The sequence below is a fragment of the Roseateles sp. 22389 genome (assembly GCF_052044995.1).
Lineage (GTDB): Bacteria > Pseudomonadota > Gammaproteobacteria > Burkholderiales > Burkholderiaceae_C > Roseateles.
The window spans coordinates 20,363-41,793 of the sequence record NZ_JBQEOF010000006.1 but is presented as its reverse complement, the minus strand read 5'-3'; the positions used below and the strand labels follow the sequence as shown (position 1 = coordinate 41,793).

16 protein-coding genes are annotated in these 21,431 nt (G+C 69.2%); 8 read left to right on the top strand and 8 right to left on the bottom strand.

The annotated features are described in order from the left end of the window. The first annotated feature begins 278 nt into the window (after positions 1 to 278). A complete protein-coding gene (gene acnA / locus ACTJKJ_RS10300) occupies positions 279 to 3,014 on the top strand; it encodes an aconitate hydratase AcnA (RefSeq protein WP_183480597.1) in 2,736 nt (911 codons plus the stop codon). A gap of 129 nt (positions 3,015 to 3,143) precedes the next feature. Further along, complete coding sequence (locus ACTJKJ_RS10295; protein ID WP_091732680.1) at positions 3,144 to 3,566, top strand: YciI family protein; 423 nt, start codon at positions 3,144 to 3,146, stop codon at positions 3,564 to 3,566. A gap of 87 nt (positions 3,567 to 3,653) precedes the next feature. Here ACTJKJ_RS10295 and ACTJKJ_RS10290 read toward each other — a convergent pair whose 3' ends face one another. From ACTJKJ_RS10290 to ACTJKJ_RS10275, 4 genes are all read right to left on the bottom strand, one after another. Continuing rightward, positions 3,654 to 4,604 carry a CsgG/HfaB family protein gene (locus tag ACTJKJ_RS10290; RefSeq protein ID WP_297389089.1) on the bottom strand — a complete coding sequence of 317 codons (951 nt, stop codon included), beginning with the start codon at positions 4,602 to 4,604 and terminating at the stop codon, positions 3,654 to 3,656. Between the two features lie 102 nt (positions 4,605 to 4,706). Beyond that, entirely contained in the window at positions 4,707 to 5,093 is a 387-nt protein-coding gene (locus tag ACTJKJ_RS10285) for a hypothetical protein (RefSeq protein WP_440820367.1), read from the bottom strand. Between the two features lie 439 nt (positions 5,094 to 5,532). After that, complete coding sequence (locus tag ACTJKJ_RS10280) at positions 5,533 to 6,222, bottom strand: riboflavin synthase subunit alpha (protein ID WP_440820366.1); 690 nt, start codon at positions 6,220 to 6,222, stop codon at positions 5,533 to 5,535. 13 nt (positions 6,223 to 6,235) lie between these two features. Continuing rightward, entirely contained in the window at positions 6,236 to 6,589 is a 354-nt protein-coding gene (locus tag ACTJKJ_RS10275; RefSeq protein ID WP_091732668.1) for an ArsC family reductase, read from the bottom strand. A gap of 58 nt (positions 6,590 to 6,647) precedes the next feature. Here ACTJKJ_RS10275 and aat point away from each other — a divergent pair, with 58 nt between their 5' ends. The 5 genes from aat (at position 6,648) to ACTJKJ_RS10250 (ending at position 14,224) form a co-directional block, all read left to right on the top strand. Further along, positions 6,648 to 7,460: a leucyl/phenylalanyl-tRNA--protein transferase gene (gene aat, locus ACTJKJ_RS10270; RefSeq protein WP_440820519.1), complete on the top strand. Its 813-nt coding sequence runs from the start codon at positions 6,648 to 6,650 to the stop codon at positions 7,458 to 7,460. A 2-nt stretch (positions 7,461 to 7,462) separates the two neighbouring features. After that, positions 7,463 to 8,188 carry an arginyltransferase gene (locus ACTJKJ_RS10265; protein ID WP_091732664.1) on the top strand — a complete coding sequence of 242 codons (726 nt, stop codon included), beginning with the start codon at positions 7,463 to 7,465 and terminating at the stop codon, positions 8,186 to 8,188. 645 nt (positions 8,189 to 8,833) lie between these two features. Then, positions 8,834 to 11,440, top strand: a complete 2,607-nt coding sequence (locus tag ACTJKJ_RS10260) for a chitinase C-terminal domain-containing protein (RefSeq protein WP_440820365.1) — start codon at positions 8,834 to 8,836, stop codon at positions 11,438 to 11,440. A gap of 46 nt (positions 11,441 to 11,486) precedes the next feature. Continuing rightward, entirely contained in the window at positions 11,487 to 13,526 is a 2,040-nt protein-coding gene (locus tag ACTJKJ_RS10255; protein WP_440820364.1) for a glycosyl hydrolase family 18 protein, read from the top strand. 182 nt (positions 13,527 to 13,708) lie between these two features. Continuing rightward, entirely contained in the window at positions 13,709 to 14,224 is a 516-nt protein-coding gene (locus ACTJKJ_RS10250) for a hypothetical protein (RefSeq protein ID WP_297389072.1), read from the top strand. A gap of 132 nt (positions 14,225 to 14,356) precedes the next feature. Here the strand turns inward: ACTJKJ_RS10250 and ACTJKJ_RS10245 are convergent, their stop codons facing one another. From ACTJKJ_RS10245 to glgX, 4 genes are all read right to left on the bottom strand, one after another. After that, on the bottom strand, positions 14,357 to 14,752 hold the full coding sequence (locus ACTJKJ_RS10245) for a VOC family protein (protein ID WP_091733810.1): 396 nt from the start codon (positions 14,750 to 14,752) through the stop codon (positions 14,357 to 14,359). A 57-nt stretch (positions 14,753 to 14,809) separates the two neighbouring features. Further along, the gene (locus ACTJKJ_RS10240; protein ID WP_091732654.1) at positions 14,810 to 16,015 is read right to left on the bottom strand and encodes a cation:proton antiporter; all 1,206 of its coding nucleotides are present in this window, start codon (positions 16,013 to 16,015) and stop codon (positions 14,810 to 14,812) included. Positions 16,016 to 16,167: 152 nt separating this feature from the next. Continuing rightward, complete coding sequence (gene malQ, locus ACTJKJ_RS10235) at positions 16,168 to 17,691, bottom strand: 4-alpha-glucanotransferase (RefSeq protein ID WP_091732651.1); 1,524 nt, start codon at positions 17,689 to 17,691, stop codon at positions 16,168 to 16,170. After that, positions 17,688 to 20,006 (bottom strand): glycogen debranching protein GlgX, encoded by a 2,319-nt coding sequence (gene glgX / locus ACTJKJ_RS10230; RefSeq protein ID WP_440820363.1) that lies wholly within the window; start codon positions 20,004 to 20,006, stop codon positions 17,688 to 17,690. The genes malQ and glgX overlap by 4 nt, the downstream gene beginning before the upstream one ends. Positions 20,007 to 20,316: 310 nt before the next feature. On the opposite strand from glgX, the gene ACTJKJ_RS10225 reads away from it, so the two are divergent. After that, a complete protein-coding gene (locus tag ACTJKJ_RS10225) occupies positions 20,317 to 21,417 on the top strand; it encodes an ABC transporter ATP-binding protein (protein WP_440820362.1) in 1,101 nt (366 codons plus the stop codon). Positions 21,418 to 21,431 lie beyond the last annotated feature (14 nt).

The following is a 21,431-nucleotide window of genomic DNA, read 5'->3' as shown; positions in this document are numbered from 1 at the left end:
CCCTCGCGAGCTGGCGGCCTGGAGTCGTCGGGGGATATTAGCCAAACCGGCACCCCCCGCCCGGATTGGGGGCATTGCTGCAATCGGCATGCCCGGCACCCTCCGGCGGGGGGCCCTCGCGCGCTCGTTGCGCCCTCGCACACCCTCGCCCAAAGGAGTCATCACAAGCCCGTCGGCCAGGGCCACAATCAGCCCCCATCGCCCGAGAGAAACCCGTCTGGCCCCGGGTCCCGGGACCGCGCCAGGACCACCAGCCAAGAAACGCCAAGGAGTGAGCCATGCCCCATGCATTCGCCAACACCGTCGCCAGCTTCAAGACCGCGTCAGGCAAGAGCGGCAAGTACTACTCGCTGCCCCGGTTGGCCGAGCGCTTTCCCAACGTGAACCAGCTGCCGGTGTCGATCCGGCTGGTGCTCGAGTCGGTGCTGCGCAACTGCGACGGCAAGCGCGTCACCGCCGAGCATGTCGAGCAGCTCGCCAACTGGCAGCCCAATGCGCCGCGCAACGAGGAGATCCCTTTCGTCGTGGCCCGCGTGGTGCTGCAGGACTTCACCGGCGTGCCGCTGCTGGCCGACCTGGCCGCGATGCGCAACGTCGCCCAGGCGCAGGGCAAGAACCCCAAGACGATCGAGCCGCTGGTGCCGGTCGACCTGGTGGTGGACCACTCGGTCATGATCGACCACTTCGGCGACAAGCAGGCGCTGGACCTGAACATGAAGCTGGAGTTCGAGCGCAACCGCGAGCGCTATGAATTCATGAAGTGGGGCATGCAGGCCTTCGACACCTTCGGCGTCGTGCCCCCGGGCTTCGGCATCGTCCACCAGGTCAACCTGGAATACCTCGCCCGCGGCGTCCACAAGACCGACAACAAGACCGGCGGCGGCGCCGGCACCGTCTACTACCCCGACACGCTGGTCGGCACCGACAGCCACACGACGATGATCAACGGCATCGGCGTCGTCGGCTGGGGCGTCGGCGGCATCGAGGCCGAGGCCGGCATGCTCGGCCAGCCGGTCTACTTCCTGACGCCGGACGTGGTCGGTTTCGAGCTCACCGGCCGCCTGCGCGAGGGCGTCACCGCCACGGACCTGGTGCTGACGGTCACCGAGATCCTGCGCAAGGCCAAGGTGGTGGGCAAGTTCGTCGAGTTCTTCGGCGAGGGCACCGCCTCGCTGTCCGTGCCCGACCGCGCCACCATCGGCAACATGGCGCCGGAATACGGCGCGACGATGGGCTTCTTCCCGGTCGACGAGCGCACCATCGACTACTTCAAGGGCACCGGCCGCACGACCGAGGAGATCGAGGCCTTCGAGAGCTACTTCCGCGCGCAGGGCCTGTTCGGCATCCCCAAGGCGGGCGACATCCGCTTCAGCCAGGTCGTCTCGCTGGACCTGGGCAGCGTCGTGCCCTCGCTGGCCGGCCCCAAGCGCCCGCAGGACCGCATCGTCATCACCGACCTGGCCAAGACCTTCACCTCGCTGTACAGCAAGCCGGTGGCCGACAACGGCTTCAACCAGCCGGCCGCCAAGCTGCACCAGCGCTTCCCGCTGGGCGGCGCCCAGAAGGGCCTGTCGATCGCCAACGGCGACGTGCTGATCGCGGCGATCACCTCCTGCACCAACACCTCCAACCCGAGCGTGCTGCTGGCCGCCGGTCTGCTGGCCAAGAAGGCGGTCGAGGCTGGCCTGAAGGTGCAGCCGCACATCAAGACCTCGCTGGCGCCGGGCTCGCGCATCGTCACCGAGTACCTGGAGAAGGCCGGCCTGCTGCCCTACCTGGAGCAGCTGGGCTTCACCGTCGCCGCCTACGGCTGCACGACCTGCATCGGCAACGCCGGCGACCTGACGCCGGAGATCAACGAGGCCATCACCGGCAACGACCTGGTCTGCGCCGCGGTGCTGTCGGGCAACCGCAACTTCGAGGCGCGCATCCATCCCAACATCAAGGCCAACTTCCTGGCCAGCCCGCCGCTGGTGGTGGCCTACGCGATCGCCGGCAACGTGACCCGCGACCTGATGACCGAGCCGGTCGGCCATGGCACCGACGGCCGGGCGGTCTACCTGGGCGACATCTGGCCCACCAGCGACGAGATCTACGCGCTGCTCAAGCTCGCGCTCAATCCCGACGCGTACCGGGCCAACTACGGCAAGGTCAAGGCCGAGCCGGGCGAGCTCTGGAAGAAGATCACCGGCGGCACCGGCCAGGTCTACGGCTGGCCGCGCAGCACTTACATCGCGCAGCCGCCCTTCTTCAGCGGCTTCACGCAGATCCCGCAGGCGCAGGAGATCGGCGTGCGGGACGCGCGCATCATGGCACTGTTCGGCGACTCGATCACCACCGACCACATCTCGCCCGCCGGCTCGATCAAGGAAGCGTCGCCCGCGGGCAGCTACCTGAAGGAGCAAGGCGTGCTCAAGGCCGACTTCAACAGCTACGGCTCGCGCCGCGGCAACCATGAGGTCATGATGCGCGGCACCTTCGCCAACGTCCGGATCAAGAACCTGATGATCCCGGCCAAGCCGGACGGTGCGCGCGAGGAAGGCGGGCTGACGCTGTTCCAGCCCGGCGGCGAGAAGCTGTTCATCTACGACGCCGCGATGCGCTACATCGCCGCCGGTACCCCGACGGTGATCTTCGCCGGCGAGGAATACGGCACCGGCTCCAGCCGGGACTGGGCGGCCAAGGGCACGCAGCTGCTGGGCATCAAGGCGGTGGTGGCCAAGAGCTTCGAGCGCATCCACCGCTCCAACCTGGTCGGCATGGGCGTGCTGCCGCTGCAGTTCCGTCCGGGCGATTCCTGGGAATCGCTGGGGCTGAAGGGCGACGAGCTCATCGACATCGAGCTGGGCAACGAGATCCGGCCGCAATCGGAAGCGACGCTGATCATCCGTGCCGCCGGCGCCGCCGAGCGCCGCGTGCCGCTGATCCTGCGCATCGACACGCCGATCGAGGTCGAGTACTACCGCCACGGCGGCATCCTGCCCTACGTGCTGCGGCAACTGCTGGCGGCCTGAGGGGCACGGGGAAATTTCGCGGCGCCTGTCGAAATCCGGCGGCGCCAGACGTCATGAGGGTGAGACGGCCATGGTCGTCCACCCTCATCCACTTTCAGCGTCCCGCCGGGGCGCATTCAGGAGCACGTCATGCGATTCATGGTCATCGTCAAGGCCGACAGCCACAGCGAAGCGGGCGAGATGCCCAGCACCGAACTGCTCGCCGCGATGGGCGCGTACAACGAGCAACTCGTCAAGGCCGGCATCATGAAGTCGGGCGAAGGGCTGCATCCGAGCCGCAAGGGCGTGCGGGTGCGCTTCTCCGGGGAGTCCCGCACCGTCACCGACGGTCCGTTCGCCGAAACCAAGGAGCTGATCGCCGGCTTCTGGATCTGGGAGTGCGCCTCGCTGCAGGAGGCGATCGAGTGGGTCAAGAAGTGCCCGAATCCGCAGACGGGCGACTCGGACATCGAGATCCGCCAGATCTTCGAGGCCGAGGACTTCGGCGAAGCCTTCACCCCGGAATTGCGCGAGCAGGAAGAGCGCCTGCGCGCCGAGATCGAGCAGCGCTGAGGCACGCCGCGTCTCCCGCGCGGTGGCGGGAGTCCCCGGCATGGCCCCCTCTCCCGCGAAGTGGGAGAGGGTTGGGGTGAGGGCGAGTTACTTCCCGGTCGTCCCGGTCGTGCCCGAGGTCGCCGGCTTCTTCGCCGCGGGCTTGGCCGCCGGCTTCGGCGCGGCCTTCGGTGCGGCGGGCTGGTCCAGTTCCTTCGACGCCGCGGTCGAGCCGCCCTGCACGCCAAGTCGACCGCCGGTGCCCAGGCCACCCTTGACCTGCTGCGCCTTGTAGTTGCGCAGCGCCTTGACCATCTGGTTGTACGAGTCCGCGAAGGCGGTCACGATGACCTTGCCCGCCGGCGTCTTGCCGTAGGCGCCGCCAGCGATGGCGGTGTTGCTGAAGAAGCTGGCACCGCCGAAGCCGAAGTCGAAGTTCTTGGCCGTGCCCTCCGCCGCCGAGATCTGCACGCCGGAGCGGTTGTCCACCAGCAGCAGCGTCGTGGAGGCCTCGTTCTGGCTGACGTTGGCCGCGACCGCGGTCAGCAGCCCGATCGCGCCGGTGCCGATGCCACCGCCACCACCGCCGGTCTTGCCGGCGAACTGGATCTCGGGGCTCATCGTGTAGTCGGCGGCGACCATCTGGCCCTGGCCGAAGTTGCTGCCGGCACGAACCTCGCCCGACTGCATCAGCGCCCGCTCGCGCTCCATGTTGGCGAAGGCCTTGCCGCGCTCCACGATCACGAAGCAGTTGGACTGCTGGACCATCAGGCGCAGCACCGGCACCGTGGAGCCCAGCTGGCGGTCACGCAGCTGCGACCACCAGGGGGCGTTGGTGTCCTCGAAGATCGCCAGCGTGCCCAGCGTCTCGTCGCAATGCTCGAGCTTGCTGTTCTGGTTCTCGGCGGTCGCGCCGCCAGCGGCGCCGGAGACGGTGCCCTTGTTCTCGCCCATCGTCGGCGCGGTGGCCAGGCAACCCGCGAGCAGCAGCGGGGACAGCAGCAGGGCCGACTTCAGCGCGAAGCCGGACACGGAAGTGGAGCGGGGAGTGGCGAGCATGGGATCCTCCAGTTTTTCTAAGGACGTCTCAGGACGAGCGGAAACAACAACGACGGACACGACCCGGTCGGCCCGACCGGCCGGGTCTGGGAAACGGGGTGATCAGTCGAGCGGGGTGGCGGGCGCGACGCCGTAATGGCCGCCGACCGGCTGGCCATGCGGGTTGCCGATCCAGATGCTGGTGCCGAAGACATCGCTGCAGCCGCCCCAGGCGATCTCGAAGGCGCGCGGCTCCTCGTTGCGGGTCTGCGCGTAGACGGACACGGTGCTGTCGGACGGACCGATCGTGTAGCAGACCCGCGCCCACACCGGACGCGGCGACGACGCCACCACCGAGGCCGAGCCCTCGGCATGGCCATCGGAGGCCTTGGCCATCCATTTCGTGCCGCGGGTGGGTCCCGGGTTGTAGCTGAACACGTAAGGCACCTGCGCCACCGCCGCGATCGACGCGGCGAGCAGCCCGGCTGCCATCAGGCCTTTGGCCATCATTCGTCATCCCCTTGCCTGTGGTCCGCATCGCAACGGATGCGACGGAATGTGGCGGATTGTTGAGCCTCGTTTTTGAAAAAGCGAGGCCCCCATCGTGGTGGGGACCACCCGATCCGCAGGGGCGGAGCGGCGACGACATGGATCAGGGACAGCCCCGCTCCACAGGGCGCACGAAAGCGGCGCGGCGGACGGCGCACAGCAAGCCCTGGCCCCGCGATCGCCAGCATCGGCGCGGGTTGGCGAGGATCGGCGCCAAGGCCGATGGCATCGGGGAATGGTTCGCCGGCGCGTCGGCCGGAGCAGCGCGCGGCGCCCGCGTCACGCGATGCGGCGCGCCGCGGGACGCATCCGCGTCGCGCGGCGGCGATGACTTAGGTCATCTGGTGTTGTAGGGATGGCGAAACAGCGGCGATGGACTATGCGGGGGAACCCGCACGCCTCATTCCACGCCGAGGTCCAGGCCCCGTTCCCTGGCGAATGCCTGGAGCGCCGGCATCAGCGCGCCGATCTTTTCCGCCACCGCATCGCGGATGGTGTCCACCATCACCTGGGTCTGGCGCTCGATCTCGATGTGGACCGGCGCGCCCTCGCCCTTGTCGGCGAAGGTCGTCATGCGCAGCGTCTCGGGAATGAGCCAGACCTCGAACCAGCCCGAGCCGTCGGCGTTGCGGCCGGCCTCGGCCACGGTCAGGCTGGCGCCGTTCACCGCGATGTAGCCCTTCGGGAAGATGTAGCGCATCCATGGCGCGGGCACCGCGATGCGGATGACGTGGTTGTTGGCCGGACGGCGGATCGACGCGACGGTGGCCATGAAGTCGACATGGCCCGACAGCGGATGACCGCCGATCTCGGCGCCTTCCTTGGCGGCCCGCTCGACGTTGAGCCGGCCGCCGACGCCCAGCCGCCCCAGCGTCGTGAGGTTCAGGCTCTGCAGCATCACGTCGAAGTCGGCGCGGTGGTCGCCGTCCAGCGCGGTGACGGTCAGGCAGACGCCGTCGCAGGCGACGGACGCGCCGATCTCCAGGTCGCGGCAGAAGCCGTCGGGGAAGTCCAGGGTGAAGCTGCGCAGCCCTTCCTTGTCGGTGATGCGGGCGACCCGCGCGATGCCTTGAACGATGCCGGTGAACATGGCGGACCTCCGATCAGCGCGGGGCGTGCGACGCGAACAGCTCGGGCGAGAAACCCAGGCTCAGGCGGCCGTCGTCCCATTCGACGACCGGGCGCTTGATCACGCTCGGCTGCTCGCTCATCAGCGCGGCCGCCGAGGCCGCATCGGTGACGCCGGCCTTGGTCGCGTCGTCCAGCTTGCGCCAGGTGGTGCCGGCGCGGTTCAGCACCTTGTCCCAGCCCAGTTCCGCCATCCAGCGCGGCAGCCGCTGCGCGGGCACGCCCTGCTTCTTGTAGTCGTGGAACTGGTAGGCCAGGCCCTGCTCGTCGAGCCAGGCGCGGGCGCGCTTCACGGTGTCGCAGTTGGGGATGCCGTAGAGGGTGATCATGGGAACGAGGGGGATGCGGGACGTCGTCGAAAGAAGCCGGCACGCTACCATGAAGCGGATGATCCCCTGGCTCGACGATGACTCCCTGGACTTCCCGCCGACCCGCCGCGCGCTGGGTCCGCGCAGCGACGCGCCGGGGCTGCTCGCGGCCGGCGGCGACCTGCGGCCCGCCCGCCTGAGGGCGGCCTACGCCCGGGGGATCTTCCCCTGGTATGGGGAGGGCCAGCCCATCCTCTGGTGGACCACCGATCCGCGCATGGTGCTCAAGACGGCGGACTTCAAGCTGTCGCGCTCGCTGCGCAAGACGCTGGCCCGCTTCATCCGCACACCCGGCTGCGAGATCCGCGTCGACAGTGCCGCCGCCACCGTGCTCAAGGCCTGCGCCAGCACGCCACGCGACGGGCAGGACGGCACCTGGATCGTTCCCGAGATGCAGCAGGCTTACCTGCAGCTCGCCCGCGACGGCACGGTCCACACGGTCGAGACCTGGATGGACGGCGAGCTCGCCGGCGGGCTCTATGGCGTCAACCTCGGCCGCATGTTCTACGGCGAGTCGATGTTCATGCGCAGGACCGACGCCTCGAAGATCGCGCTGGCCGCGCTGGTCTGCCTGTGCCGGGAATTCGGCATCCCCTGGATCGACTGCCAGCAGCAGACGGCGCACCTGGCGTCGCTGGGCGCGGCACCCGTCACGCGCGAGGCCTTCGAGGCCCATCTGGACGCCCATGCCGACCTGCCGGCGCCGGGGGATTGGACCTATCATCCGCGCCTGTGGGCCCACCTGGGCCTCGGCGACGCCGACCGCGCGGCCGCCGGCTCCCCGCCGATCCCCTCCTCGACCGACTCGCGCGCAACGTCCGACAGGCCCTGACCGTGACGCATCCCAAGGAACTCCCGCTGGCCGAGCTGCAGTTCTATGCGACCGCGCCCTACCCCTGCAGCTACCTGAGCGACCGCCAGGCCCGCTCGCAGGTCGCCACGCCCAGCCACCTGATCCATGCCGACGCCTACTCCAGCCTGGTGGCGGCCGGTTTCCGGCGCAGCGGCATGTTCACTTACCGGCCCTACTGCGATGGCTGCAAGGCCTGCGTGCCGATGCGCATCCCGGTGGCGGATTTCCATCCCAACCGCAGCCAGCGCCGTGCCTGGGCGCAGCACCAGCACCTGCAGGCGCGGGTGATGCGGCTGGGCTACAGCGACGAGCATTACCAGCTCTACCTGCGCTACCAGGCCGGCCGTCACAGCGGCGGCGGCATGGATCACGACAGCGTCGACCAGTACACCCAGTTCCTGCTGCAGAGCCGCGTCAACTCGCGGCTGGTGGAATTCCGCGAGCCCGGCGGCGCGCTGAAGATGGTGTCCATCCTGGACATCCTGGGCGACGGGCTGTCGGCGGTCTACACCTTCTACGAGCCCGAGCCCGGCGTCAGCTACGGCACCTACAACGTGCTGTGGCAGCTGCGCCAGACCCGCGACCTGAGCCTGCCCCACCTCTACCTGGGCTACTGGATCGCCCAGAGCGACAAGATGGCCTACAAGGCCCGCTTCCTCCCGCACGAGCTGCTGCGCGAGGGGCACTGGCAACGCGTCGACCGCTGACGCCGCGCCTCCCGGCACCTCTCAACAGACACCCCCTCTCCCCGCTTGCGGGGAGAGGGTGGGGGTGAGGGGTCTCCGCACGGCACCAATCCTCTAGCGGGCAAAAATTGGTCCCACACTGGTTTTCCCTCCAATGGCGACGGCCGCTTCCCGTTTTCCCTTGAAGGCGACACAAATGACGCCCGCACGCGCCTTTAACGACATCATTACGACAAGTTACCCCACCTCCAAGGGTTAACCTGAATGATGCGAACGCGAGTGGTATCTACATTGCATACCACTATGAGATCAGCAGCGGTATCGATCTCCTGGACGCCGCGGACGCCAGTCGCCCGCGGACTGCACGTCGAACGCGAGGAGTGACTTCCATGCCTGCACGCGCCCTCCCAAGTCCCGCTGACCGCGTCGCCCCTGTGGCGGCGCCGATCCCACGCCCCTCTGCCCCCGAGTGGCCGGCATGACGCCCGTCTGAAGCCGGCCGCCGGCGCTCGCGCCCGAGCGACCGCCGCCTTCGCCGGTTGAACGACCGGCGCTTTTTCTCCGAGTCCGACCGATTCCGCCGCGCTGCATCCGCAGTCGCCCGGCGCGGCGGCGCTCATCCCTGCAGTTTCCGAAGACAACGACAACACCCTTCAGGAGCCCCCGATGAGACTTCATCCCTGTGCCCGCCCCCACCCGCTGCTGCCCTGGCTGATGCCGGTGGCGCTGGCCTTCGCCGGCAGTTCCGCGATGGCCTACGACTGCACCGGCGTCGCCGACTGGAACGCGGCCACCGCCTACAGCGGCAACGCGATCGTCAAGCAGAACAACACCGCCTACCAGGCCAAGTGGTGGACGCAGAACAACCCGCCGGCCAGCAACTCCGGCCAGTGGGACGTGTGGAAGGTGCTCGGCGCCTGCGACGGTGGCGGTGGCGGCACCAACAAGCCGCCGACGGTGGCGCTGACCGCGCCGACCGCCGGTACGTCGCCGACCGCGGGCGACACGGTGACCCTCGCCGCGACCGCCGCCGACAGCGACGGCACGGTGGCCAAGGTCGGCTTCTACGTCAACGGCGCACTCGTCGCCGAGGACAGCACCGCGCCCTTCAGCATCGGCTGGACCGCGCGCGCCGGCGTCGCCGACATCACCGCCCGCGCCATCGACGACAAGGGCGCCAGCACCGACAGCGCCGCCGTGCGCATCAGCGTGCAGGGCCAGGTCACCGGCGACGAGCGCTGCCGGCCCGAGGGCCTGGTCACCACCGCCGGCACCGCGCCCGCCTACTGCAAGGTCTACGACGACCAGGGCCGCGAGAAGATGGGCGCCGACAAGCCGCGCCGCATCATCGGCTACTTCACCAGCTGGCGCACCGGCAAGACCGGCCAGCCCGCCTTCCTCGCGCACCAGATCCCGTGGGCGCAGGTCACGCACATCAACTACGCGTTCGCGCATGTGGACGCGGCCAACAAGCTGTCCATCGGCAACACCGCCGACGCCGCCAATCCCGCCACCGGCCTGACCTGGCCGGGCATCGCCGGCGCGGAGATGGACCCGGCCTATCCCTACCAGGGCCACTTCAACCTGCTGAACAAATTCAAGAAGCAGTACCCGAACGTCAAGACGCTGATCTCGGTCGGCGGCTGGGCGGAGACGACCGGCTTCTACACGATGACGACCAACGCGGACGGCTCGGCCAACACGGCCGGCATCAACGCGTTCGCGGACTCGGCGGTGGCCTTCCTGCGCCAGTACGGCTTCGACGGCGTGGACATCGACTACGAGTACCCGACCAGCATGAACAACGCCGGCAACCCGGTGGACTTCGCCATCAGCAACGCCCGTCGCGGCGCGCTGATGAAGAACTACGTGGTGCTGATGCGGACCCTGCGCGCCAGGCTCGACGCCGCCAGCCAGGCCGACCAGCGTCATTACCTGCTCACGATCGCGGCGCCCTCCTCCGGCTACCTGCTGCGCGGAATGGAGGCCTTCCAGGTCACGCAGTACCTGGACTACGTGAACATCATGAGCTACGACCTGCATGGCGCCTGGAACCAGTTCGTCGGCCCCAACGCGGCGCTGTACGACGACGGCAAGGACGCCGAGCTCACCGCCTGGAACTACTACTCGAGCGCCCAGTACGCGCGCATCGGCTACCTCAATACCGACTGGGCCTACCACTACTTCCGCGGCGCGATGCCGGCGGGCCGCATCAACATCGGCGTGCCCTACTACACCCGCGGCTGGCAGGGCGTGACCGGCAGCACCAACGGCCTGTGGGGCCAGGCGGCGCTGCCCGACCAGAGCAAGTGCCCGGCCGGCACCGGCGGCGGCACCGTGCAGAAGTGCGGCAACGGCGCCATCGGCATCGACAACCTCTGGCACGACCTCGACGTCTCCAGCAAGGAAGTGCCGGCGGGCTCCAACCCGATGTGGCATGCGATGAACCTCGCCTCCGGCCGCCAGGGCAGCTACCTCGCCGCCTACGGCCTGAACCCGGCGACGAATCCGGCCGACCGGCTCACCGGCAGCTACGTCCGGCACTACGACGCGACGCTCGTGGCGCCCTGGCTGTGGAACGCACAGAAGCAGGTCTTCATCAGCACCGAGGACGAGCAGTCGCTCGGCACCAAGGCGCAGTACATCGCCGATCGCGGCATCGGCGGCGTGATGTTCTGGGAGTTCGCCGGCGACTACGCCTTCGACACCGCGCGGAGCGAATACTTTATCGGCAACACGCTGACCAGCACGCTCTACAACAAGCTCAAGACCGCCGGCGCCTACGGCAACCGGATGAGCGCGGCCAGCCTGCCCACCGACACGCTGGACATCGGCTTCGCGCTGAACGGCTTCGCGCTGGGCGACAGCAACTACCCCATCACGCCCAAGCTGACCCTCACCAACAACAGCGGCACGACCCTGCCCGGCGGCACGGAGTTCCAGTTCGACGTCCCGACCGCGATCCCGTCGACGGTGACCGACCAGAGCGGCTTCGGCCTGACGGTGATCGCCAATGGCTCGAACGCGGCCGGCCACAACGTCGGCGGGCTGAAGAACGACTTCCACCGCGCCAGCTTCAAGCTGCCCGCCTGGCAGAGCCTGGCGCCCGGCGCCAGCGTGACGCTGACCATCAACTACTACCTGCCCATGCCCATGCCCAGCAACTGGACGGTCACGTTCGGCGGCCGCAGCTACGCGCTGGCGCAGGAAGCGCGGCGCGGCGCGGTGCCCGCCGCCACCGCGGCCAGGGCCTCCACCGCCGCCCGCCAGTGATTCACGAACCTCCCCACCCACCCAACCTCGACATCAGGAGCTCGACATGAAGAACCGCATGGTCCGCCTCGGCGGCATCGCGCTGGCCGCGGCGATGGCCGCCGGCACCGCCCAGGCCTATGACTGCACCAACGTGCCCGAATGGTCCGCCTCGGCGATCTACACCGGCACGTCCAACAGCTATGCCAAGCAGAACAACATCGCCTACCAGGCCAAGTGGTGGACGCAGAACAACCCGCCGGCCAGCAACTCGGGCCAGTGGGACGTGTGGAAGTCGCTGGGCGCCTGCGACACCGGCGGCGCCGACACCACGCCCCCGAGCGTGCCGGGCGGGCTGAGCTCCAGCAACATCACCACCAGCAGCATCACGCTGAGCTGGGCCGCGTCGACCGACGCCGGCAGCGGCGTCAACAACTACGAGCTGCTGCGCGGCGGCTCGCTGGTCGCCTCGCCCACCGGCACCACCCACACCGACACCGGCCTGAGCGCCGGCACCGCCTACAGCTACCAGGTGCGCGCCAAGGACAAGGCCGGCAATGTCTCGGCGCTGAGCGCGGCGCTGCTCACCAGCACCGCCAGCGGCAACTGCGCCGCGGCGCCCGCCACGCCGGGCGGGCTGAGCTCGCCGTCCAAGAGCGCCACCAGCGTGAACCTGGCCTGGAACGCCGTCGCCGCCGGCCCGAACTGCACGGTGCAGTACCGCGTCAACCAGGGCGCGACCCAGGTCGCGCAGGGCGCGGCCACCAGCGCCAGCGTCGCCAACCTGACACCCGACACCAGCTACACCTTCACCGTCAGCGCCTTCAACCAGGCCGGCAGCTCGCAGCCGTCGGCGCCGATCACGGTCAAGACCGACACCCAGACCGCCGGCGGCAAGGTGCTGCTGGGCTACTTCGCGCAGTGGGGCATCTACGGCCGCAACTACCACGTGAAGAACATCGACACCAGCGGCTCGGCGGCCAACCTCACGCACATCAACTACGCCTTCGGCAACGTGCGCAACAACCGCTGCGAGGTCGGCAAGGTCATCCCGAGCAACGAGAGCACCGGGGAAGGCGGCGACGCCTTCGCCGACTACAGCAAGGCCTACGGCGCCGACCTGAGCGTGGACGGCAAGGCCGACACCTGGGACCAGCCGCTGCGCGGCAGCTGGAACCAGCTCAAGAAGCTCAAGGCCAAGTACCCCAAGCTGAAGGTGCTGATCTCGCTGGGCGGCTGGACCTGGTCGCGCGGCTTCTCGAGCGCGGCGCGTCCGGAGAACCGGGTGGCCTTCGTGCAGAGCTGCGTGGACGCCTACATCAAGGGCAACCTGCCGGTGAGCGACGGCGCGGGCGGCCCGGGCGCGGCGCTGGGCGTGTTCGACGGCATCGACCTCGACTGGGAGTACCCCAACGCCTGCGGCCTGGCCTGCGGCGCGGCCGAGGACCGGGAGAACTTCACCGCGCTGCTGGCGGAGTTCCGCAAGCAGCTCGACGCGGTCAAGCCGGGCCTGCTGCTGACGATCGCCTCCGGCGCCGGCGTGGACAAGGTGCGGGCCTACGACCCGGACAAGGTGCACCCCTACCTGGACTTCATCAACGTGATGACCTACGACTTCCATGGCGGCTGGGACACCATCACCGGCTTCCATTCGCCGCTGTACGCGCCGGCGAACGATCCGTCCACCGGTGACGTGCGCAAGTACAACACCAACGACGCGATGCAGGCCTTCCTGGACAAGGGCGTGCCGGCGAAGAAGCTCAACGTGGGCATCGGCTTCTACGGCCGCGGCTGGACCAACGTCCCGAACGTCAACAACGGCCTGTTCCAGAGCGGCACGCCGGCGCCGGGCACCTACGAGGCCGGCAACGAGGACTACAAGGTCCTGAAGAACCTGCAGGGCTACACCAGCCGGATCGACGAGGTCAGCAAGGCGCAGTGGATCTACAACGGCACGACCTTCTGGAGCTTCGACACCCCGGCGACGATCGCCACCAAGATGGCCTACGTGAAGTCCAAGGGCTTCGGCGGCGCCTTCTTCTGGGAGTTCTCCGGCGACGATCCGACCGCCTCGCTGTCCAAGGCGATGGGCGCCGGCCTGAAGTGATCCGCGGCGGCTGAGGCCGCTCCGCCCCCCTCATGACGCCCCCGCGCGGTCCGCCGCCCGGGGGCGTTCTTCATCCTGCCAACGGGTGGCAGCACCCCCAAGACCCTGTCTTGAACACTGTATGTACATCCAGTATTCTCCTCCCTCCCCAATGCACAGCGCCCGAGTGGAAGGAACCCGTCATGCGACGCTACGAAGTCATCCTGGAGAGAGTCATGGTCCCGTACCACGAGCGTGAGCTCGCGCGGGTGATCGCGTCGCAGGTGCTGGATGCCCGGCTCGGCGGGCCGGCGGGCGTCGTGGACGCCTTCCAGGCCGCGCAGGCGGTGACCGGCGGCGATCCGCGCTGGCCGGTGCCGGAGAGCGCGAGCCGGTCCGACGTGGCCGCCGTCAAGCGCTGGCGCCGCGCGACCGAGGCGGCGCTGGACGCGGTCGAACGCGGCTTCGCCCATGTGTTCCTCGGCATGTCCGAGGAGGAGATCGAGCTGGCCCGCGCCGACGAGTTCCTGAGCATCGTGCCCACCAGCAACGACCTGCCGCTGCCGGCGCGGCTGCTGTCAGAGGCACGCGTCGGACTGCCCTGGTCGGCGACCGCGGCGGTCGTCGTCAGCGCCGCAGCGCAGGCGGCGCTCGTGGCGCCGATCGCCCTGGTCGCGCAGGCGCCGGTGATGGCGCATGCGGCCGCCTTCGCGCGCTGAATATGCGGGATCCGTCGGATCTGCGGAATGCCTCGAGACGGGACGACTCGTCGCCTGTTCTCCCCCCGGCTCTGGATCGCCGGGCGTCCACCTGAGCCCGCCGGGCCCGGTGGATGACGATGAGCGCCAGGTTCAGCCCGCGAGCTCCGAGATCTCGATCAGGTTGAGGTCAGGGTCGCGCACGTAGACCGAGCGGATCCGGCCGGTCGCGCCAGTGCGTATCACCGGCCCCTCGACGATCGACACCTGCAGCGCCGCCAGGCGCTCGATGACGCGGTCCAGCGGCACCGCGGCGATGAAGCAGAGATCGAGCGCGCCCGGCACCGGCGTGTGCGCCTTGGGCTCGAACTCGCGCCCCTTCACATGCAGGTTGATCTTCTGCTGGCCGAAAAGGAAGGCCTGCCGAGACACCGGCGGCGTGCCGCCGACGAAGGTCTCCAGCCGCATGCCCAGCACCTCGGTGTAGAACCGGATGCACGCGGCTTCGTCGGCGGTCGTCAGGACCAGGTGGTCGAGGTGATCGATCAAGGCAGTCTCCATCGCGGACAGTGCGGACAGTGCGGACCGCCCATTCTGCGCCGACGCTCAGCTCGCGCGGAACACCAGTTCCTTGATCCGTGCGAGCCGGGGCGCCACGATCGGCACCGTCAGCATCGTCGAGCCCACCGCCATCAGCAGCAGCGCGGTGAAGGTGGACGGCGTGATCAGCTGCTTGTCCAGCAGCACGTTGGAAAACACGATCATGATCAGCGCCTTGGTCTGCAGCAGCCAGCCGATGATGCCGGCCTCGCCCGGCTGCCAGCGCAGGATGCGGCCGGCCGCATGCACGCCGATCAGCTTGCCGCTGATCGATGCCGCCAGCAGGATCGCCGCCGCCAGCACGATGACTGCGCCGCCGTCGGTGCCCCACTGGGTGCGCAGCCCGGTGCTGAGGAAGTAGACCGGCATCATGACCAGCAGCACGTTGTGCCGGAGCTGGTCCATCTGCGCCTGGTCGAACCAGTCCGCGTCCATCACGACGCCAGCCAGGAAGGCGCCCACCATGTAATGCAGCCCGCACCAGTCCGCGCCCAGCGCGCACAGCGCCAGCCAGACGATGCCGACGTACCAGCGGTCGTTGCGGGGAATGCGGACCATCAGCCGGCGGAACAGCACCGTCAGCAGCGCGAACGCGCCCAGGAAGACGGCCTGCTTCCCGATCCGGGACCAGTCCATCAGGATGATGGCCAGCACCGACCAGATGGCGATGTCGTCCAGGCTGGCGTAGCGCAGGATGCGCTGCCCGATGGGCTGGCGCAGCACCTCGAGCTTCTCCATCAGCAGGATCAGGATGGGCAGCGCGGTCACCGCGCAGGACATGCCCACGCCGACGATGAACTGCCAGGTCTGGGCGCGCTCGCCGATCCACTGCGGCCCCAGCTGCATCAGCGCCACCGCCGCCACCGCGCCGAACGCCATCGGCACGCCCAGGGCCAGGCCGGCGGTGATGCCGCTCTCGACGCGATGGGCCCAGGCCTTCTTGAGGTCGAGCTCGATGCCGGCGATCCACACGAACAGCATGACCGCCCACCAGGCGATGCCGTTCAGCGAGCCCACCACCTGCGGGTTGAACACGAACTGGTAGTACTCCGGAAAGGCCCGGCCCAGGATGCCTGGCCCCAGCACGATGCCCGACAGGATCTGCACGATCACCAGCGGCGCGAAGTAGTCGGTGCCGCCCAGTCGCCACACCAGGTAAGGCAGGGCGAAGGTGATCGCCATCGCGATCAGGAAGATCTCGGTCGTGCTCATGGGCGGCTCCTGGCGTCCTCGCGCGCTGTCCGCCGTCCGGTGCGCTTGCCCGGCCGGTCGATGACAACGTTGTCTCACGCGAATCCGATCCTAGGGCGCGAGCCCCGGGACCGCCGCTCTCGTTTCCCCTATGAAAGCGGTTTCAGAGCATTTCACTCCGGCAGCCGGGCGCCGGCAATCGGGGATCTCCCGCTGGTGGCCGAGATCTGCGCCAGCAGCCGGCCCGGCTCGGCGCCGACCATATCCCAGGTGAAGCGCCACTCCCAGTTGCCGCCGAGGGTGCCGGGAATGTTCATGCGGTGTTCGCTGCCCAGGCCCAGCACGTCCTGCAGCGGATAGACCGCCACGCTCGCCACCGAGTTCGCGCAGGCGCGGATCATGGCCCAGTGGATGTCCTGGTCGCCGGCCGGCAGGTAGGCGGCGGCGAAGGCGCGCTCATGGGCGCTGGCCTGGTTCCACCAGCCGCGCACCGTGTCGTTGTCGTGGGTCCCGGTGTAGCAGACGGCCGCGCGCGGCCAGTTGTGCGGCAGGAACTCGTGACCGCCGTCGCCGCCGAAGCCGAACTGCAGGATCTTCATGCCCGGGTAGTTCAGCGCGTCGCGCAGCTCGTGCACGTCGGGCGTGATGAAGCCCAGGTCCTCCGCGACGATGGGCAGCTCGCCCAGCGACTTGGCGATCGCATCGAACAGCGCCTTGCCGGGACCGGTCTTCCAGACGCCGCGGGTGGCGTCGGGGCTGTCGCCGGGGATCTCGTAATAGGCGGCGAAGCCGCGGAAGTGGTCGATGCGGAAGACGTCGGCCGAGCTGAGCATGCGCTTGACCCGCGCGGTCCACCAGGCGAAGTGCTCATGGGCCATCTTGTCCCAGCGGTACATCGGATTGCCCCAGCGCTGTCCGGTGACCGACATCGCATCCGGCGGCACGCCGGCCACGACGGTGGTCTGGAACTGCTCGTCCAGCTCGTACAGGTCGGGGCGCGCCCAGCAGTCGGCGCTGTCGTGGGCGACGAAGATCGGCAGGTCGCCCATGATGTGGACGCCGCGTTCATTGGCATAGGCCTTGAGCGCGCCGACCTGGGTGTCGAAGCACCACTGCACGAACTGCCAGAAGCCAACCTCGTCCGCGTACTGCTCGCGCGCCGCGGCCAGCGCGCGCGGCTCGCGGGCCGCCAGGTCGCGCGGCCACGCCCACCAGGGCTGGCCGCCGCGCGACGAGCGGGTCGCCATGAAGAGCGCGTAGTCGTCCAGCCAGTCGCGCTGGGAGGCGCACCACAACTCGTAGGAGGCGCGGTCGTCGGCCGACGCCCGCGCGAAGAAACCCGCCGCCGCCGCGCGCAGCTGCTGCTCGCGCCAGGGCAGCACGCGGCCGTAGTCGACGCGCCGGTCGTCGAAGCCGCCCTCGGGCGCCGCCGGCTGCGCCAGCCAGCCGCGCGCGACCAGCGGCTCCAGCGCCACCATCCACGGGCTGCCGGCGAAGGCGGAGACGCCCTGGTACGGGCTCTCGCCGGGGCCGATCGGCGTGCTCGGCAGCCACTGCCAGATCGACTGCCCCGCCGACTGCAGCCAGTCGACGAAGCGATAGGCCTCGGGGCCGAAGTCGCCGATGCCGTTGGGGCCGGGCAGCGAGGTGATGTGCAGCAGGACGCCGGACTGGCGCTGGTGAAGATCGATCGTCATGGTGTCGTGTCGCTCGAGAGGGTGTTCGTGGAATTGGATCGGGTGTCGGTGTCGATGTGCGCCCGGGAGGTCGATACGGCATTCGTTAGCGGCCATCCCCACAGCATCAACGCGCGGGCCGGGACCGTCACGCCATCTTCGCCGCGATGGCCCGTCGGCGTCTCGCCGCTGCTGTCCAGCAGCAGGGTCCAGCCGCCGGCGTCGTCACGGTCACCGTCACTGGGGCCGTCGATGTCGCCCGCCGCCGGCAGCGTGAACGGCGTCGGGTTGGCGTCCGGGTTGACCATCAGCAGCAGGCGATCCTCGCCATCGCCCAGCATCGCCGCCAGCGCCGTGCGGCCGTCGACTCGCCAGTCCTGCTCGCGCATCTCGTGGCCCGTGGCGTCGAACCAGCGCAGCGTCGCTTGCCCCGGCGCGTCGACCTCGCCGTCATCGCCGCCGCCGCGCGCCTCGCCCTGCGGCGACGGGAACCACCGCGCGTGGCGCAGCAGCGCATGATCGCGGCGCAGCCGCGCCAGCGCGGCGGTGTAGGCGATCAGCGACTCGTCGGCCGCGGGCCAGTCCAGCCAGCCGATCGGGTTGTCCTGGCAGTAGGCGTTGTTGTTGCCGCCCTGCCCGTTGCCGAACTCGTCGCCCGAATACAGCATCGGTGTCCCCTGCGACAGCAGCAGCGTCGCGAGCATCGCGCGGCGCACGCGCTCGCGGGTGTCGCGGATCAGCGGATCGTCGGTCGGGCCTTCGACGCCGAAGTTGCCGCACAGCTCGCCGTCGCGGCCGTCGCGGTTGTCCTCGCCATTGGCCTCGTTGTGCTTGCGCGAGTGGCTGACCAGGTCGGCCAGCGTGTAGCCGTCGTGCACCGCCAGGAAGTTGATCGATGCCAGCGGCGAGCGAGCGCCGCCGCCATTCGTCGGCTGCGCCGGGTCGAAGACATCACGCGAGGCGCTGAAGCGGCGCGCGAATTCGGCGCGGTCGATGCGCCGGCCCTCCGGCCCGTGGCCGAGCCAGAAGCCGCGGGCCGCGTCGCGGAACTTGTCGTTCCACTCCATGAAGCGGCCCGGGAAGCGGCCGAGCTGGTAGCCCTGCGGTCCCGCGTCCCAGGGCTCGGCGATCAGGTGCACCTGCGCCAGCAACGGATCCTGGCGCAGCGCGGTGTAGAAGGCCGACCGCGGATCGTGACCGTGGTCCGTGCGGCCCAGCACCGGCGCGAGGTCGAAACGGAAGCCGTCGACGCCCATCTCGCCGACCCAGTGGCGCAGCGAGTCCAGCACCAGCTGCGTCACGCGCGGATGCTCGACCTGAACGGTGTTGCCGCAGGCGGTCAGGTTCTCCATCCGCGACGGATCGTCGGGCTGCAGCCGGTAATAGCTCTTCTGGTCCAGCCCGCGCAGCGACAGCGTCGGCCCCCACTCGTTGCCCTCGGGCGTGTGGTTGTAGACCACGTCGAGCACCACCTCGAGCCCGGCCTCGTGCAGCGCGTGGACCATGGCGCGGAACTCGGCCACGACGGCGCTCGGGTCGTGGCGCACCGCGGCGCTGGCCAGCCGCGGATCGGGCGCGAAGAAGCCCAGCGTGTTGTAGCCCCAGTAGTTGCGCAGGCCGGTGCCGGACAGGTGCGGCTCGTCGACGGCGAACTGCACCGGCAGCAGCGACAGCGTGGTCACGCCCAGGCGTTTGAAGTGCGCGATGGCCACCGGATGCGCGAGCGCCGCGTAGCTGCCGCGCAGCGCCTCGGGGATGCCGGGGTGGCGCATCGAGAAGCCCTTGACATGCACCTCGTAGAGCACGACGTCGCGCGGCGCGTGGCGCGGCGCATTGGCGCGCGGACCTGGCCCCGCCAGCGGCGCGGCCACGCGGGCCTTCAGCGCGGTCGCGCCGTTGTCGCGCTCGTCCAGCGCGAAGGGGCCGTCCGGATGACCGAAGGGATAGCCATGGTCCTCGGGCAGGTTGCGGAACTCGCCGACGATCTCGCGCGCATAGGGATCGAGCAGCAGCTTGGCGGGGTTGAAGCGGTGGCCCTCGCGCGGCGCATGCGGGCCGTGCGCGCGCAAGCCATAGAGGCGGCCGGGCGCGACGCCGGCCAGGAAGCCGGTCCAGAGCCCGTCCACCGGGCCCTGCAGCGCATGGCGCGAGAGCTCCCGCGTGCCGGTGTCGTCGAACAGGCAGAACTCGACGCGCGTCGCATGGGCAGAGAAGACGGCGATGTTGACGCCGCCGTCGCGGACGGTGACGCCCAGGGGTTCGTGGCGGCCGGGCTCGACCGCGGCTGGGATCGCGGGCAGGCCGGTACCCGCGGGGAGGGCGGAAGCAGCGCTCATTCGATTCATCGGAAAGCAGTGGCGCCGATGGCGGCGCTCGTCATTAAGCGAAGTATCCATCAGACGCTTGGAGTTTCTGTAGTTTCACTACATCGGGTTATCCCGATATTCGACGCAAGCCATTGATTTCACTGGATTAGACGTCGGGCGCGCGGGTGTTGCCGCGTTGTGGATCGTCAATCCGCCATGTATATTCTCTACAAACATCGTTCGCTCCTTCGCCGCTGCGCGGTCGCGGCGACGGACGATCGATCGACACCAACGAGCGAGACAGGCGGCGCCCTCCCCGGGCGCGCGCGGAGGTATCCAAGTGGCGGACGTGAAGCTGCACAGCGTGGTCAAGGCCTATGGCGAGACCAAGATCCTGCATGGCATCGACCTGGAGATCCGGGACGGCGAGTTCATGGTCTTCGTCGGCCCGTCGGGCTGCGGCAAGTCGACGCTGCTGCGCACGATCGCCGGACTGGAGGACATCACCGGCGGCGAGATGCGCATCGGCGGCCGCCTGGTCAACGACGTGCCGCCGGCCGAGCGCGGCATCGCGATGGTGTTCCAGAGCTACGCGCTCTACCCCCACATGAACCTGTACGACAACATGGCGTTCGGGTTGAAGCTGGCCAAGGTGCCCAAGGACGAGATCGACCGCGCGGTGCGCTACGCCGCGCGCATCCTGCACATCGAGCACCTGCTCGAGCGCAAGCCCAAGGACCTGTCGGGCGGGCAGCGCCAGCGCGTGGCCATCGGCCGCGCGATCGTGCGCAAGCCCGAGGTCTTCCTCTTCGACGAGCCGCTGTCCAACCTCGATGCCGCGCTGCGCGTGCGCATGCGTTATGAGTTCGCGAAGCTGCACGAGGACCTGAAGACGACGATGGTCTACGTCACCCACGACCAGGTCGAGGCGATGACGCTGGCCGACCGCATCGTGGTGCTGAGCGCCGGGAAGATCGAGCAGGTCGGCACGCCGCTGGAGCTGTACGAGCATCCGGACAACCTCTTCGTCGCCGGCTTCATCGGCAGCCCGAAGATGAACTTCATCGAGGCCGAGCTCGTCAGCGCAGCGGCCGATCACGCGGTGCTGCGGCTGAGCGACGGCGCGGTAATCCGCGCCCATGTCGACGCCTCGCGCGCCAAGGCCGGCGACAAGGTCACGCTGGGCCTGCGGCCCGAGCACTTCGAGGTCGGCGGCGATGCCAACCTGATCTCGAGCACGGTGACCTTCGTCGAATCGCTGGGCGGCGTCACGCATGCGTACTGCGCCTATCCCGGTGTCGAGGAGGCGCTGACCTGCGAATTCGACGGCCGCAAGCGCGTGCGCTCCGGCGACACGCTGCAGCTGCATCTGCCGCCCGACCTCTGCTACCTCTTCGACGCGCAGGGCCTGGCGTTCAAGCGGCTCGGGGCCGCGGCATGACCGCGCCGGCATCA